The organism is Thermococcus sp. CX2 (assembly GCF_012027555.1).
Classification (GTDB): Archaea; Methanobacteriota_B; Thermococci; order Thermococcales; family Thermococcaceae; genus Thermococcus.
On the sequence record NZ_SNUQ01000005.1, the window covers coordinates 14,740 to 28,040 of the forward strand.

21 protein-coding genes are annotated in these 13,301 nt (G+C 49.9%); 5 read left to right on the forward strand and 16 right to left on the reverse strand.

The features are described 5' to 3' along the window. From hisH to E3E23_RS08830, 5 genes are read right to left on the reverse strand one after another with little or no spacing between them, the layout of a single operon-like run. Positions 1-588 carry an imidazole glycerol phosphate synthase subunit HisH gene (gene hisH / locus E3E23_RS08810; RefSeq protein ID WP_167908081.1) on the reverse strand — a complete coding sequence of 196 codons (588 nt, stop codon included), beginning with the start codon at positions 586-588 and terminating at the stop codon, positions 1-3. After that, positions 585-1,118: an imidazoleglycerol-phosphate dehydratase HisB gene (gene hisB, locus E3E23_RS08815; RefSeq protein ID WP_167908083.1), complete on the reverse strand. Its 534-nt coding sequence runs from the start codon at positions 1,116-1,118 to the stop codon at positions 585-587. Before hisB ends, hisH begins: the two co-directional genes overlap by 4 nt. Then, positions 1,115-2,248: a histidinol dehydrogenase gene (gene hisD, locus E3E23_RS08820; RefSeq protein WP_167908085.1), complete on the reverse strand. Its 1,134-nt coding sequence runs from the start codon at positions 2,246-2,248 to the stop codon at positions 1,115-1,117. Before hisD ends, hisB begins: the two co-directional genes overlap by 4 nt. Continuing rightward, positions 2,238-2,855 (reverse strand): ATP phosphoribosyltransferase, encoded by a 618-nt coding sequence (hisG, locus tag E3E23_RS08825; RefSeq protein ID WP_167908087.1) that lies wholly within the window; start codon positions 2,853-2,855, stop codon positions 2,238-2,240. Before hisG ends, hisD begins: the two co-directional genes overlap by 11 nt. Continuing rightward, a complete protein-coding gene (locus E3E23_RS08830; protein WP_167908089.1) occupies positions 2,852-3,742 on the reverse strand; it encodes an ATP phosphoribosyltransferase regulatory subunit in 891 nt (296 codons plus the stop codon). The genes hisG and E3E23_RS08830 overlap by 4 nt, the downstream gene beginning before the upstream one ends. A 393-nt stretch (positions 3,743-4,135) precedes the next feature. Here E3E23_RS08830 and E3E23_RS08835 point away from each other — a divergent pair, with 393 nt between their 5' ends. From E3E23_RS08835 to E3E23_RS08845, 3 genes are all read left to right on the forward strand, one after another. Further along, positions 4,136-4,660 carry a ferritin family protein gene (locus E3E23_RS08835; RefSeq protein ID WP_167908091.1) on the forward strand — a complete coding sequence of 175 codons (525 nt, stop codon included), beginning with the start codon at positions 4,136-4,138 and terminating at the stop codon, positions 4,658-4,660. 299 nt (positions 4,661-4,959) lie between these two features. Next, positions 4,960-5,571 (forward strand): DOMON domain-containing protein, encoded by a 612-nt coding sequence (locus tag E3E23_RS08840; RefSeq protein ID WP_167908093.1) that lies wholly within the window; start codon positions 4,960-4,962, stop codon positions 5,569-5,571. Then, a complete protein-coding gene (locus E3E23_RS08845; protein ID WP_240920785.1) occupies positions 5,561-5,953 on the forward strand; it encodes a hypothetical protein in 393 nt (130 codons plus the stop codon). The genes E3E23_RS08840 and E3E23_RS08845 overlap by 11 nt, the downstream gene beginning before the upstream one ends. Here the strand turns inward: E3E23_RS08845 and E3E23_RS08850 are convergent. Next, positions 5,935-6,477 carry a GNAT family N-acetyltransferase gene (locus tag E3E23_RS08850; protein ID WP_167908095.1) on the reverse strand — a complete coding sequence of 181 codons (543 nt, stop codon included), beginning with the start codon at positions 6,475-6,477 and terminating at the stop codon, positions 5,935-5,937. The genes E3E23_RS08845 and E3E23_RS08850 overlap by 19 nt on opposite strands. Before the next feature lie 55 nt (positions 6,478-6,532). Between E3E23_RS08850 and E3E23_RS08855 the strand changes: the two genes are divergently transcribed. Beyond that, the gene (locus E3E23_RS08855) at positions 6,533-7,009 is read left to right on the forward strand and encodes a ferritin family protein (RefSeq protein ID WP_167908097.1); all 477 of its coding nucleotides are present in this window, start codon (positions 6,533-6,535) and stop codon (positions 7,007-7,009) included. Between the two features lie 217 nt (positions 7,010-7,226). Next, positions 7,227-7,526, forward strand: a complete 300-nt coding sequence (locus tag E3E23_RS08860; protein WP_167908098.1) for a ferritin family protein — start codon at positions 7,227-7,229, stop codon at positions 7,524-7,526. A 70-nt stretch (positions 7,527-7,596) separates the two neighbouring features. Here the strand turns inward: E3E23_RS08860 and E3E23_RS08865 are convergent, their stop codons facing one another. The 10 genes from E3E23_RS08865 to E3E23_RS08905 form a co-directional block, all read right to left on the reverse strand. After that, complete coding sequence (locus E3E23_RS08865; protein WP_167908099.1) at positions 7,597-8,121, reverse strand: ferritin family protein; 525 nt, start codon at positions 8,119-8,121, stop codon at positions 7,597-7,599. Between the two features lie 3 nt (positions 8,122-8,124). Continuing rightward, on the reverse strand, positions 8,125-8,475 hold the full coding sequence (locus tag E3E23_RS08870; protein ID WP_167908106.1) for an iron-sulfur cluster assembly protein: 351 nt from the start codon (positions 8,473-8,475) through the stop codon (positions 8,125-8,127). Between the two features lie 3 nt (positions 8,476-8,478). Then, a complete protein-coding gene (locus tag E3E23_RS08875) occupies positions 8,479-8,838 on the reverse strand; it encodes an iron-sulfur cluster assembly protein (protein ID WP_167908163.1) in 360 nt (119 codons plus the stop codon). A 49-nt stretch (positions 8,839-8,887) separates the two neighbouring features. After that, positions 8,888-9,022, reverse strand: coding sequence for a hypothetical protein (locus tag E3E23_RS10085; protein ID WP_256366236.1), 135 nt, complete (start codon positions 9,020-9,022; stop codon positions 8,888-8,890). A gap of 115 nt (positions 9,023-9,137) precedes the next feature. Beyond that, the gene (locus E3E23_RS08880; protein WP_167908108.1) at positions 9,138-9,485 is read right to left on the reverse strand and encodes a class II SORL domain-containing protein; all 348 of its coding nucleotides are present in this window, start codon (positions 9,483-9,485) and stop codon (positions 9,138-9,140) included. A gap of 10 nt (positions 9,486-9,495) precedes the next feature. Beyond that, positions 9,496-9,657, reverse strand: a complete 162-nt coding sequence (gene rd / locus E3E23_RS08885) for a rubredoxin (RefSeq protein WP_167908110.1) — start codon at positions 9,655-9,657, stop codon at positions 9,496-9,498. An 82-nt stretch (positions 9,658-9,739) separates the two neighbouring features. Beyond that, entirely contained in the window at positions 9,740-10,255 is a 516-nt protein-coding gene (locus tag E3E23_RS08890; RefSeq protein ID WP_167908111.1) for a rubrerythrin family protein, read from the reverse strand. Between the two features lie 88 nt (positions 10,256-10,343). Next, complete coding sequence (locus E3E23_RS08895; RefSeq protein ID WP_167908112.1) at positions 10,344-11,429, reverse strand: FAD-dependent oxidoreductase; 1,086 nt, start codon at positions 11,427-11,429, stop codon at positions 10,344-10,346. Between the two features lie 9 nt (positions 11,430-11,438). Beyond that, a complete protein-coding gene (locus E3E23_RS08900; RefSeq protein WP_206205704.1) occupies positions 11,439-11,978 on the reverse strand; it encodes a ferritin family protein in 540 nt (179 codons plus the stop codon). 71 nt (positions 11,979-12,049) lie between these two features. After that, positions 12,050-13,279, reverse strand: coding sequence for an FprA family A-type flavoprotein (locus E3E23_RS08905; RefSeq protein ID WP_167908165.1), 1,230 nt, complete (start codon positions 13,277-13,279; stop codon positions 12,050-12,052). Between the last annotated feature and the right edge of the window lie 22 nt (positions 13,280-13,301).

The following is a 13,301-nucleotide window of genomic DNA, read 5'->3' on the forward strand; positions in this document are numbered from 1 at the left end:
TCACAACCTCCTGAAGTTTGCTAAAAGTCTCAACCCGTTTCTGCTCGACTTTTCAGGGTGGAACTGCACCGCGAAGACGTTGTCCCTGCAGACTGCCGAGGTAAAGACGACCTCGTTCCCCTTGGACTTGTAATCGGTAACTCCGGCGATTATGCCCTCATCTGCCGGCTGGGCGTAGTAGGAGTGGACAAAGTAGAAGTAAGCTCCGTCCTTTATGCCCTCAAAGAGCTTGCATTCTTTTTTCTGCCACACCTGGTTCCAGCCTATGTGCGGCGTTCTGACTCCTCTAAACCTCACAACGTTACCCTCGAAGACACCTAAGCCTTTACCCCTGCTTTCTTCACTCCACTCAAACAGCAATTGAAGTCCAAGGCATATCCCAAGGAACGGCTTCCCGTCGTTTATAGCATCCAAGATAACTCCCCTCAAAGGCTCAAGCTTCTCCATCACAGCTCCAAAGTTTCCAACCCCGGGCAGGACTATTTTCTCAGCTTTTTCTATTTCATAGGGGTCGCTCGTAATTACTCCTCCGAGGGCTTTCCTCACGTTGGCCAAGTTACCTATGCCGAGATCAACTATTGCAATCACCACAGCACCCCCTTTGTGCTCTCCAAACGCTCACTCTCTCTCAAAGCCTGTCTTAAAGCAATGCCGAGTCCCTTAAAGGTCGCTTCGATTATGTGGTGGGCATTTATTCCAGCCAGCTGCTTCACGTGGATTGTTGCATTCAGCGTCCTCGCCAGCGCCCAGAGGAACTCCCTGACGAGCGTAACCTCAAAGCCCTCTTCGCTCTCCTTCACGTCAAGCTCAAGGTTGAGGTAGGGCCTTGAGATGTCCACGGCTACCAGAACCAATGCATCGTCCATAGGCATTACGGCATTTCCGAAGCGCGCTATCTTTTTGCCCCTAATTTTCTCCCTAAGCTCCTCTCCGAGGACTATACCCAGGTCTTCCCATAGGTGGTGCCTCAAATCGTAGCTCGCCCTGATGCTGACATTCTGCTCCATGTAAAAGAATAAAGCGGTGAGGAGGTGGTCGAACACTCTGTCTCCCGTCTCTATGCCCCCCTCAACGCCAATCTCCACGGTTATGTCGGTCTCTTTCGTTTTGCGCCTCATCTTCTAACCTCCATGCTCCTTTTGTGTATCTCAAGTCCTTCAATTTCAGCCAGGCGAATTCCTAGATATCTCTCCGCCAAGAACTCCTCTCTGCTGACGTAGGCTAAGCTAATCCTCTTCATGAAGTCCATAACTGTTAAAACTCCGCTGAACTTCGCTGCTCCTCCTGTCGGAAGGACGTGGTTGACGCCGAGGAAGTAGTCAGCCGCTGGCACGGGCGTGTACTCTCCGAGGTATATCGCTCCCGCGTTGTCTATGAGGTCAACCAGTCCCATCGGGTTCTCGGTGATTATCTCCAAGTGCTCGGGAGCTATCTCGTTAGCCTTTTCGGCGCATTCCTCAAGGCTCTCACAGAGAACGACCTCGATTCCGTCCCTGCTGCAGTACTCTGCCAGCTCTCTTGAAGTCGTCAGGAGCCAGGCCTTGCTGTCCTTTCCGTGCTCAAGCTGGGAGAGTAAGTCGTAGAGGACGTATTCTTTGTTCGCGCTCTCATCGGCTATAACTGCTATCTCCGACGGTCCAGCCAAGCTGTCAATTCCCACAACACCGAAAACCTGCCTCTTTGCCTCGTTCACGAACTTGTTGCCCGGACCAAAGATTTTGTCCACTTTCTTCATTCCAATGCCGTAAGCCATTGCTCCAATCGCCTGAATCCCGCCGAGCTTGTAGACCTCTTTAATGCCGAGGAGCTTTGCCACGTAGAGGACGTAGGGGTTGATTTTGCCGTCCTTCGGGGGCGTTGTCACCGCTATCTCCTTAACGCCCGCTATCTTTGCCGGAACCCCGACCATCATGAGCGTCGAGGGCAGAGGCTTTCCTCCCGGAACGTAGATTCCTATCCTCCTAATTGGCTTGTAGATTATGCCGTAAAGCGAGGCGTTCTTCATGTAGAGCTTATCGTTCTCAAGCTGCTTCTCGTGGTAAAAGCGGATTCTCTCTATTGTACGCTTGATGATCTCCTTGTCTTTTTCTGGAATCAGCCTCTCAGCTTCTTCGAACTCCTCCTCGCTTACCAGAAATTCGCCCTCGTAGCCGTCGAACTTCCTTGAGTATTCCTTCACCGCTTCGATGCCCCTCTCCCTTATATCCCTCAAAATTCCAGCCACGTAGCTTTCCAGCTCAAAATCCATCTCTAACAACCTCCTTAAGTTTTAAAACGAGCTCGTTAATTTCCTCAAACTTCGTCTTCTGGGAGATTCTGTTCACCAAAAGCAAAGCCGAAACGTCCATAATCTTCTCTACCTCAACTAAGCCGTTAGCCCTTAACGTGTTTCCAGTCTCGACTATGTCGACGATGGCATCTGCAATCCCGATCTTTGGAGCGAGCTCAATGCTCCCGTGAAGCTTTATCACTTCAACTTCAACTCCATTCTTCTCGAAAAACTTCCTCGCGAGGTTTGGATATTTGGTGGCTATCCTGAACCCGTCCATCTCTTCAACGCTGACTGCATTTTCTTTGGGCATCGCCAGGCTCAAGCGGCACTTCCCAAAAGGCAGCTCAAGAGGAACGAGGACGTCGCTCCCCCTCTCCTCCACGACATCGCTTCCGGCTATGCCGACATCTATGCCGTGCTCTACATACACGGGCACATCAAAAGCCCTCGCAAGGAGAAGCTCATACCTGCCGTTTCTCACTATCAGTTCCCGGGTCTCTGGTGGTTTAAGCTCAACGCCTGCTTTTCTGAGGATTTCAAGCGAACCCTTGAACAATCTTCCTTTGGGCAGGACGAACCTCATTCTTCCACCTCCACCGGAATGCCGAGCTTAACAAGCTCCTTTGCAAGCTTGTACGCTTCCTTCAGCTCCCCTCTGATTCTCTTTCTGCTCTTCTCTATTTTGCCGTCAAAGAGTTTTGAGAGTGCATTTAAGTCAAAGGCGAATCCAAAGGCTTTTGTACCTTTGAAGACATACTCGCCTCCGCCGCCCAAGGGCTTGCCAATCTTTGGAGAATAGACCTCAAAGATTACATCGCTGTAGTAGGGCAGGGGTCTTATCGTGCCGAAATCTATGAAGACCCTCCTGTCGTCAAGGGCCTCGATAATTTTGTTGAGCTTTTCATATCCGCAGCTCTTTCCTCTGAAGTTGAACAGCTGCCAGAGCTCCTCCTTTTTTTCTTCACTTATAGGCAGTCTCTCGATAATTTCGAAGTTTCTCCTCGTCAGGGCTCTGAAGATCTCTGCCCTAAATTCTTCAACTCCTTCAACGGCACTTTCCCAGACTTTTAGGCTGCCGACGTCGATGTAAAAGTCCTCAATGCCGAGCGCCTCAAGGGAAGTTATAACAGTTAAAAGAACCTCGACCTGCATTTTGATGTCTTCTCCGCCGATGAACTCCACTCCAGCCTGCCATTTCCCTCTAATCCCGCCGTTCAACACTTCGCTGATATAGTAGAGCTTAAGTTTCCTAGGCTCTTTGAGGTTTGCAAGTATCTGAGATGTCAGGTCTGGCTTTATTACATAAAATCCGTTGTTGTACGCAAATTTTGTTCCTTTTCTCAGCTCCTCGCTGAACTCTTCTATCGTCGGCAAAAATATCTCTCTGTAACCCCAAAGCTCAAATGTCCGCCTTAAATATTTTGTAATATCCGCTAGCCTCTCTGATTCGGAAAACAAATCCTTCTTCACAATAACCCCTCCAAGAGCTTTTGGATGAAAATATCCCCTGCTAAATAGCGCCTAACCAAGCTAAATGCTCTAGAACAGTCAATGATGATGGCAGTAGCTCACCAGAAAAGCGGATATGTTACAGTAGCTCAACTTGGTGGATATAATTTTCGAGTTTTTGGGCACTTTTCTGTCTTTCATGTTGATCCCCCCAGTCTGAGATTGGGGAGTGTTTGTTACAGTATTTAAGCTTATCCAATGATTTTCTGTCAAGATGTCTGCAATGCGTGAGAATCTTGTCATAATATCTAAAAACTGCGCGAAGAACTTGACAGATATACCCAAAAATGACCGCCTATGAGTCTTCCGAAAATGTTAATAGACTTGAAAGCGAGGTAGATATGGTGATTTTGCATGGAGATAACCGACAAAGAGGTTTTTGAGATTGCCATAAGCTCTGAGATTAGGGCCAAGGAAGCCTACGAAAAACTCGCTTCTGTAATTAAAAGCGACATTATAAGAGACGAAATTCTCTTCCTGGCGAAGGAGGAAGACAAACACCGCGAGATAATCGAGAAAATGGCCGAGAAGTTCGAGGGCGAGAGGACTGAGCCGAAGAAGATAGAGATCGATGTTATGGCCGAGTTCAAGGTCATAGCCGAGAAGATGGCCGAAGTCATCAAGAAGCCCGATGCCAACATCGATGAGATTTACGAGATAGCTATGCAGGCTGAACTCGTCAGCGAGAAGCTCTACAAGGAGCTCGCAGGCTACGCTGCCACCGAGAAGACCAGGCTCATCCTCGAGATGCTCGCAGATATGGAGAGGAACCACTACAACATCCTCAGGAAGCAGTACGACTACATAATGCGCTATCCTGAGCTCTACAAGGAGGAGTTCTACGACCAGCTCATGAAGGACATCAACTTCAACTTCTGAGCCCCGTTCACGTCACTCCATATAGCATAAGCCCAGGATACTGTAGATACTATACTTTACCTAAATTCTTAGCTTTTTTGATCTTATTAAAAATGCTCCACCCAGCATGGGCATGCAAAGCAAAGGTAGACAAGGCCGAAATTTTATTAACGAATTATCCTTTTTATGTAACACTATGTGCCAAATATATGGGCATATTTTTAGCAATGTCCTGCAATTTGGGCACAAACTGTGTATAACTGTGATACTGGGGAAAAAGTTTATATATGTAGAAAAACTGATTATTTTAGGTGAACCTAATGAAGAGAACTTTGTTGGGTTTGATTTTTGTTTTTGTGGTTTTTCTGAGCGGATGCATAGGCGGTGAGAGTACTTCAACAACATCTTCCTCAGTTTCTACGGCGACAACTCTAAGTGAGTGGAAAGCAGACGGCGTTATCGGGGAAAACGAATACTCCCATAAGCTCTCACTTGCCGATGGCAAGTTTGTTGTACACTGGAGGAACGATGGGGAGTACCTCTACGTGGCCCTCAAGGGGCAGACGACGGGTTGGGTGGCAATAGGGTTTGAGCCGAGCGTTGCAATGAAGGATGCCGACATGATCTTCGGCTGGGTGCAGGATGGTCAGATCGTGGTCATAGACGCGTACTCGACGGGGACCTATGGGCCTCACCCTCCTGATGGGGAGCTGGGCGGAACGAACGATATTCTGGCCTTCGCTGGAAAAGAGGAGAACGGCTACACCGTTATAGAGTTCAAGAGAAAGCTTGATACGGGCGATCAGTATGACAATGCCTTCAAGCCGGGGCAGAAGATAAACTTTATTTTTGCGATGGCGGACAGCGACAGCTTTACCCAAAAGCACAACATAGCCAGGGGAAATGGTGAACTCACGCTGGATGAGATCTGATAATGACTATACCTCCAAGATGGTGATTCCAATGGAGCCATTCCAGATACATGCCATAATCCAGATTTCAGCACTGCTGAGCGCTCTCATTGGAATACGCTACGCAAAAAGCCACAACCTAAAGATGCACCATACCTTCATCTACACTACCGTTATCCTGCTAACCATCGGCATCGGCTACATGCTCTACACAACCAGAGCCCTCTCTCCACACGGAGCGCTCGGACTCTTCGTTTACCTCTACCTCCTCCTCACGGCCTTAAGCGGCAGGGCTTTTTTGGCAAGAAAAATTACAAGGAATCGGCACAAGCGTTTGGCCATGATTGCGGTGCTTCTATTAACCCTCCAAATCCTACTGGCAGTTTACAGCTTCCTTCTCTGACCTTTATATTTCAGCACCACGAACTCCTTGTAGTCCATCACCTTTTCGAAGCCCTTCCTGAGGTAGTAGGAGTAAGCTTCTAGGTTGGGGAAGGTTATCACATAGGCGTCTTTTCCAAGCTCTCCTAGGCGGTTTATTGCAAATTCCAGCAGCCTTGAACCGTAGCCCTTACCTTTGTAGGTAGGATCAACCATGAAGAACTCTATGAGGCCCGTTCTCTCGCTCTTAATCTCCTCTGGTACCCACCAGACGTCTTTGCCCTCCAGGTTGTAGACGAGGGCGACCGTTCCAATTACTCTCCCATCTTTCCTTCCGACGTAGAGCTCGTCGAACTCTTCTCCCAGCCGAAACTCGAGGAATGGCTCGTAGACTTTTTTGAAGCCCTCGAAATCGTCAATACTCGGCTTGTTTTCGACCCATTCAAGGGCTGGATAGGCCCCTCCGGTAGACTGATACACACTGAAAACAAAGCTCATCAGTTCGTCTTTAATTGATAGGGGATTTTCTACTCTGACAATCTCCATTTTTATCCCCAAAAGAGTTAATAGCTCTGGGCTCTAAATATTTATTGGTGGTAGCATGGACGAGCTTGAGGCACTTGCTCTTGCCCTTGAAGTTGAGAAGGTCGAGCTGGAGTTCTACCTTGAAATGGCGAGAAATGCAAAAGAGGAGCGAGCAAGGAAGATGTTCCTGTTTCTGGCTGGAGAAGAAGCCGGACACTGGGATATATTTGAAGAAAAATTCGCTGAAAAGCTCGTAGAAAAATGCAAGCTTCCGGCGGTTGATAAAGATACTTTAGAAAAGCTGACGCCGAAGTATGAAGGCGAGCTCAGTGAGGTCAAAGCCGTTGAGATTGGTATGGAGCAGGAAAAGCTCACATGGGAGTTTTACGAGAAGGCCGCTGAGGAAGCCAAGGACGAGAACGTGAGGAGGATCTTCCGTGAGCTGGCTAAGGTTGAGAAAGCTCATTACGAGCTTTTAAAGGCCCAGTATGATGCCGTCATGAAGACCGGGATATGGATGGATTATCAGGACTTCAGCCTAGAGGTGGATTAGTCGAGAAGAACATTAACAGCTTTGTACTTCTTCCTGTCTTGGGCAAGATCAACTGATATGTTGAACATGAAGCATGGTTCGAGAAGCTTTTAATCGGAAATAAAGCGGGCATTTCAGAAAGGAAACCCGGAGAAGGCCCATACGTTTCGGAGTTTTTGAAATGAGGTTTTAGAAAACGTTATCAAGATATAGATCAAAACATAGTTTGGTGATGTGAATGTTGGGAATGAACCCGATTTCCATAAACAAAGAGAAACTGTCCAAAAGGGAAATCGCCCAGGCCCTTCGATGGGCCATAATGGCCGAGCTCGATGCCATCAACTTCTACGAGCAGTTCGCGGAGCTTATTGATGACGAGGCTGTAAAGCACACCTTCTTGGATGTGGCCAACGAGGAGAAGGAGCACGTGGGTGAGTTTTTAGCTCTACTCCTCAAGCTCGACCCTGAGCTGGGCAAGTATATGAAGAGGGGCTTTGAGGAAGTCGAGGAGGAGACTGGCATAAAGGTCGAGCTCTGACCTTTCCTTTTATTGCCCCTGTCAGGGCGCTAGCTGTCTGGTGTGGGTAGGTGTACACGGAACGTTAAACTCAAGGCCCGACGTTCATCATCTGGGAATACATTGTCCAGTCTAGGAGGAGTTCGTATTCGGCTTTGAGCGTGTAGTAGTGGCCTCTTTCCATGTTGGAGAGATAGCGCATCAGCCTTTTCTTCTCTTCAGTGTCCACCATGTCCTCAAGCCTGCCGTAGAACTCCGCGGCTATCTCCTCGGCCTTCATGGCCCAGCGTACAAGATCTATGATGTCCTCGACCTTATGAAGCTCCCGGGCAACGGGCTTAAGCTCAGGACCTATGTGTTCCTTCGGGAAGACCACCTCTTCGCCCGGGAACATGTTGGCGTAGAGTTCTCTCAAAAACTTCTCGTGTTTCTCCTCCTCTCTCGCGAGCCACTTCACCTTCTCCTCAAGAGCCTCCATATCCATGTTTTCTGCCAGGCTCTTGTAGAACTTCTTCGCTCCAATCTCGGCCTTGATGGCCATTCCGAGGAGCTCCTGAAGCGAGAACTCCCCGGCCTTTTCGAGGGGAAGCCCCTCATCAAGTTCAGGTGGAACCACAAATCATCCCTCCGCAAGCAACAGTCCAAGTTCGTTATAGACCTTTATTTTATTAAAGCCTTCCTCCTTGAGAATTTGAAGGATCTCGTTCAGAATCTTGTTCTGTACGTTTATCGCCAGCATCTGGCAGGCGTGACATTCTGGAGTGGAGCGGGCCATGAGGAGGAAAACGTCAACCCTATCTCCTTCAACCGTCAGGCCGTAGACCAGTCCCTCATCCACGATGTTAACGTCAGTTTCCGGATCCTTAACTTTCTTCAGAATCTCGACTACCCTTTGAACCTCTGGAGGCAGATCCTTACGCGGTCCTGATTTTGGTCTTTTCCCCGACCTCAGGAGATCAAAGAGCCCCATAGCTCAGACCTTCTCCGAGCTCAAATCTTCGATCGTATAGCCTTTCTTGTTCTCAAAAACTCCGACAGGGTTGTTCCTGAGGTCGTAGACATAGACGTTGTCGAACTTGACGAGGGCAAAGCGCTCGATGATGTCACCGATTATCTTGGAGTATGCTATCGCCGACTGGCCGGTTATGTTGTACTCGGCGTGGCTCTCGAAGTTGAGCCAGATTTTCAGGGTGTCCTCCCCGACCTCTAGGCCGGCTATGACACCTGAATCGAGGATGTCTCCCCCCGTGATCGGGTCAGTTATCTTCCTCAGCTCGTCGAGAACGGCCTTATAGTGCTCCGGCCACTCTCGATTGGGCATGTAAACCTTCATCTTCTCCACCGGTCATGAAATCAGTATGTCAGGTTAAAAGCCTTCCTGGTCAGGTCTGTCCAGTATTCCAACGGTCGGTATTACTGATGTCGCTCCTCTCGAGGTTTCTGAAGGTGAGCCACGTGAGGGCAATTCCAAGAAGAGTAATCGCCCCGCCGATTCTCATCACTAGCTGATCTAACATCTTCCCAACGCCTTACGTGTTTTTACTTTTACACTTTCTCAGTGGAAGTAGATAAAGCTTTCGAGAAGAGCTACAATGGAAAAAAGAGAAAGGATGGGGGCTGGGGCCTGAGCTTTCACTCAAGCGCGACCTCGTTTTCCCAGAGGCCGTGGATGTTGCAGTAGCTCAGGGCGTAGAGTTTGCCCTTCTTCTGGGTCCTGAGGAAGAAGATAGCCTTCGGCTCGGTGAGCGGGTCGCTGTGGTTGGTGAAGGCAACCCTGCCGACGAGAATCGGGAAGTTGCCATCCTCGGGGTGGAAGTAAAGCTCGATCCAGGCGATGTGGTGCTCGGGAGTGTTCGGGTGCGGGATTTCTTTGCCGACGCTGACCTCAACCTTGATGAGGTCGCCGTCCTTCTCGTACTCTATAACGGGCACGTGCTTTTCTCCCTTCCAGTCTCCACTCTTTATGGTTCCGCTCAGCATCTCTACCACCTCACTCTATCTTTTCAAACATGTCCTTGGGGGCGCCGCAGAGCGGGCAGACCCAGTCTTCGGGAAGGTCTTCAAACTTGGTTCCCGGCTCGATTCCGGTGTCCAGGTCGCCTTCATCCTCATCGTAGATGTATCCACAAACTATGCATTTCCACTTTGCCATTCCTATTACCTCACTCTAATGTTATTAGTCGGGCCTTATAAGGTTTGCGTTTCAAACTTGTTCATTAAGAAAAACAAAGAAATCACTCGAAGATCACAAACTTATCCCCAGGAACACCGCACACCGGGCACTTCTCGGGGATTTCATCGACGACGGTGTAGCCGCAAACGGGACAGATGTAAACCTTCTTTATCTCTATGTCCTCGCCTTTTTCGACCTTCTCTTTTGCCTTCGCGTAGAACTCAGCATGTATCTTCTCTGCCTCGAGGGCGTAGTGGGTTGTTCTGACGGCATCCTTCTCGCCCTGGAACTCGGCCGCGTTCTTGAAGACAGGGTACATCTCCTCGACCTCGTGGGTCTCCCCGTTTATGGCCTCCTGCAGGTTCTCGGGAGTCTTGCCCAGCTTCCCGAGGGCTATGAAGTGGTTCTTGGCATGGACAAACTCGGCATAGGCTATCGCTCTGAAGATCTTGGCTATGTTAGGATAGCCCTCCTTCTCCGCCTGCTCGGCGAAGATAAGGTACTTCATGTGGGCCATGCTTTCGCCAGCGAAGGCCTCCTCCAGAAACTTCCTAGTCATTTTCCTTTCCACAACCATACTATCACCAACAGGAGTTCTGCATTAATAGTTGGGCGGTGAGGTATATAACGATTTTCCAAACCCTGAGTTTGTACACTTTATCATTTCAGTCAATAGGCAGCCCTTCTTTGATTGCTTTTTCAACCTCCATGGCTCTCCTTACGTCTCCGAGCACAACTGCCCCAATGGGCTTTTCATCTTTGTAGAAAACTTTCGTTTTTTCATCAAGCCACCTGCCTTCTCCCCTTGTTCTTCCAATCAATGCAACGTTTAAGTCGGCGAACTTAAAGAGCGCCGAGCAGAAGGAGAAGTCGTGGCTGTTATCCTGCCCCCTGAGCAGGTTTGTGAGGATCTTTGCATGCTCCACGGCGGCTTTGGCAGTCCCGCATATCGTCCCGCTGTACTCGGCGCAGTCGCCTATTGCATAGACGTCCTTCGCGGAGGTTCTGAACCCTGCATCTATGAATATTCCACGCCCGGCGTGGATTCCGCTCCTCAAAGCCAGCTCTTTGTTGGGAACTACCCCGAAGGCGCAGACCTTAAGCCTCCCAGAGATGTATCCCCTATCGGTCTCCACACCGTTCTCATCGGCCTTCAGGAGGTTGGCCTCGAGGTGGAACTCAACTCCGACCTCCTCCAGCTTTTCCTGGAGCTTTTCGCTTAGCTCCTCGTCCAGCCTGAGGAAATTCTTGCTCCTATGAATGAGCTTGACAGAATAGCCAGCCTTGGCAACATTCCCGGCCAGCTCAAGCCCTATAAAGCCGCCGCCGATGACTGTGATTTCTCCCTCTTCCTCAAGCCTTTCCCTTATCATCTTGGCGTCGTCAAAGGTTCTTAGGGTCAGGACGTGCTCCCTCCCGGGTACGGAAGGCTCTCTTGCCCTCGCGCCAGTCGCAAGAACGAGGACGTCATAGGGAATCTCCCCTCTGCTCGTTACGAGAACCTTCCTCGCTCTGTCTATGACCTTGGCTTCAACGCCTAATCTGAGGTCTATTCCATTCCGCTCGTACCATTCGGCTGAATACGGAAAAAGGGCCTTTTCATCCACGAATCCTGCTATGTAGTGGCTCAGCATCGGCTTTGAGTAGTAAGGGAGCTCTTCTTTGTCCACTATTGTTACTTCAAAGTCCCCCGAGAGTCTCTTGGCAAGCTCAACTCCTCCGGGCCCATCGCCGACTATTACAACCCTCACGCTGTCACCTCACGACCGCGTGTGGGGCGCTAGGTAAAGTTCGAGCTGGGTGTTAAGGTGCTCGATGGGAGCGTTGACGTATTCTGGCTTGCCCTCCGTGACGTCCTCGAGATATTCAACGTGGGACTTTATGGACGCGTAGTGGGATCTCTCCTGCGCCGCCAGAAATCCGAATATGGCCCCGTGCTCTGGGAGGAGTTTTTCCAGGTGCGTGTATAGCCTCTCTGAGGTTTTTTCACTGAGCAGGGCAACTCTCATAGCCTCTACGAGGTTGGCGACAGTGTCGACCCTGATCGAGTTTTCGGCGAAGGGTATCCCTTCGGGAACGGTGTAGTCGGTATCCCCAAAGAGCGTTTCGTGCAGCCTTAGAAGAGTCTCCTTGTGGGAGTTCTCAGCTTTAGCAAGGGTCTGGAAGAAGTCTCTGAGCAGCCCTCCTGTTCTGGAGGCGAGGCGCTCATAAAAAGCTTTGGCGTCATCTTCTGAGGCTATAGCGTAGCCGATTATCTCCCTCAGGGGGAGCTCAACAAGTTTATCAAGAATTTCATCCATTGGTATCACCTAATGTAATATCTGTGTTTGAAGTATTTAAACCTACGCAGTGGGGTCAAATAATAAAAAGGTCAGGAAATCCATGCAACGAGCTTTCTCACGCCTTCTCTGAGTTTCTCTTCGTCCTCTGGAGTCGGCCAGCCGCGCGATTCAACAGTGTCTACGTGGTCGAACTTGCTCCTCGTTATGAGGGTCTCTATCTTCTTTCCAGCAACGCCGCCCCAGCCAAAGGCGCCGACGATGAGGACGGGCTTCTCGTAGTTTGCCTTATCAACTATCTCATAGAGAGCATAGCGTATCCTCGGGTGTATCTCGGCTTCGTAAGTTGAGGCTCCTATTATTATCGCCTCACTGTCGGGAATCTCCCCGAGGATGTCGCTAACTGCCGGCGCCTCTTTGTCCGTGAACTTGTAGACTACCGGGTTGAAGCCGTGCTTCCTGAGCTCGTCCAAAACAATCTCCATCCTCCTCTCGACAAAGCCGTACATCGAGTCGTAGATGACGAGAACCTTGCCCTTCTTTACCTTCCCAGCACCGACAGCCTCGTAGTACTCAAAGATCCTGGCCGGATTCTTGCGCCAGATGAGCCCGTGGCCCGGGAGTATCATCTTTGCTTCTTCAATTATGCCGAGGTCTTTGAGCTTCTTTATATTCTGGACTATGTACTTGTGGTAGTGGCCTATGACCGTGACGATGTATTTCCTCACGTGGGGGAGGTACTCCTGAACGACCTTTTCGTCGCTGTCGTCAATGACTGGGGGAATGGAGTAGCCTCCGCCGGCGTCGCAGCTGAAGATGAGCTTATCCTCAACGACGTAGGTTATCATTGTGTCCGGCCAGTGCAGCCACGGGACGGTTATGAAGCGGAAGGTTTTTCCGCCGATGTTAATCTCCTCGCCGTCCTTGATTGCGTAGAAGTTCTCGACGACCTTTTCTCCGTAGAATCCCTCAAGGAAGCGCTTCGCAAAGCTCGTGCCTATGAGCTGGGCCCTGTATCCGTTGGCCTCAAGAACTGCCGGAAGGGCCCCGCTGTGGTCCGGCTCGGTGTGATGGATGATGATGTGTGTTATCTCTTTGGGGTCAACGATGCTCTTGAGGGCCTCCATGAATTCCTCTGTGTACTCTTTCTTGGTTATGTCAAAGAGAACAACGGCATCTTTGAGCTTCATGAGGTAAGCGTTGTAGGTTATGCCCTCCGGGATGTCCCAGGTGGCCTCGAAGTACTTGATCCTGTCGTCATCAATCCTTATGAGGTAAAGCTCGGGATCATCCAGTATTTTTTCAGTCCAGGCCTTTGGCATTGCCATCACCACCTTTGAGTTC

Excerpts from the sequence above, each read along its gene's own strand:
- hisB (WP_167908083.1), bottom strand. The coding sequence starts at position 1,118 with ATGAGGCGCAAAACGAAAGAGACCGACATAACCGTGGAGATTGGCGTT.
- hisD (WP_167908085.1), bottom strand. The coding sequence starts at position 2,248 with ATGGATTTTGAGCTGGAAAGCTACGTGGCTGGAATTTTGAGGGATATA.
- hisG (WP_167908087.1), bottom strand. The coding sequence starts at position 2,855 with ATGAGGTTCGTCCTGCCCAAAGGAAGATTGTTCAAGGGTTCGCTTGAA.
- E3E23_RS08835 (WP_167908091.1), top strand. The coding sequence starts at position 4,136 with ATGGAGATAACCGACAAAGAGGTTTTTGAGATTGCCATAAGCTCTGAG.
- E3E23_RS08840 (WP_167908093.1), top strand. The coding sequence starts at position 4,960 with ATGAAGAGAACTTTGTTGGGTTTGATTTTTGTTTTTGTGGTTTTTCTG.
- E3E23_RS08845 (WP_240920785.1), top strand. The coding sequence starts at position 5,561 with ATGAGATCTGATAATGACTATACCTCCAAGATGGTGATTCCAATGGAG.
- E3E23_RS08850 (WP_167908095.1), bottom strand. The coding sequence starts at position 6,477 with ATGGAGATTGTCAGAGTAGAAAATCCCCTATCAATTAAAGACGAACTG.
- E3E23_RS08855 (WP_167908097.1), top strand. The coding sequence starts at position 6,533 with ATGGACGAGCTTGAGGCACTTGCTCTTGCCCTTGAAGTTGAGAAGGTC.
- E3E23_RS08860 (WP_167908098.1), top strand. The coding sequence starts at position 7,227 with ATGTTGGGAATGAACCCGATTTCCATAAACAAAGAGAAACTGTCCAAA.
- E3E23_RS08870 (WP_167908106.1), bottom strand. The coding sequence starts at position 8,475 with ATGGGGCTCTTTGATCTCCTGAGGTCGGGGAAAAGACCAAAATCAGGA.
- E3E23_RS08875 (WP_167908163.1), bottom strand. The coding sequence starts at position 8,838 with ATGAAGGTTTACATGCCCAATCGAGAGTGGCCGGAGCACTATAAGGCC.
- E3E23_RS10085 (WP_256366236.1), bottom strand. The coding sequence starts at position 9,022 with ATGTTAGATCAGCTAGTGATGAGAATCGGCGGGGCGATTACTCTTCTT.
- E3E23_RS08880 (WP_167908108.1), bottom strand. The coding sequence starts at position 9,485 with ATGCTGAGCGGAACCATAAAGAGTGGAGACTGGAAGGGAGAAAAGCAC.
- rd (WP_167908110.1), bottom strand. The coding sequence starts at position 9,657 with ATGGCAAAGTGGAAATGCATAGTTTGTGGATACATCTACGATGAGGAT.
- E3E23_RS08890 (WP_167908111.1), bottom strand. The coding sequence starts at position 10,255 with ATGGTTGTGGAAAGGAAAATGACTAGGAAGTTTCTGGAGGAGGCCTTC.
- E3E23_RS08900 (WP_206205704.1), bottom strand. The coding sequence starts at position 11,978 with ATGGATGAAATTCTTGATAAACTTGTTGAGCTCCCCCTGAGGGAGATA.
- E3E23_RS08905 (WP_167908165.1), bottom strand. The coding sequence starts at position 13,279 with ATGCCAAAGGCCTGGACTGAAAAAATACTGGATGATCCCGAGCTTTAC.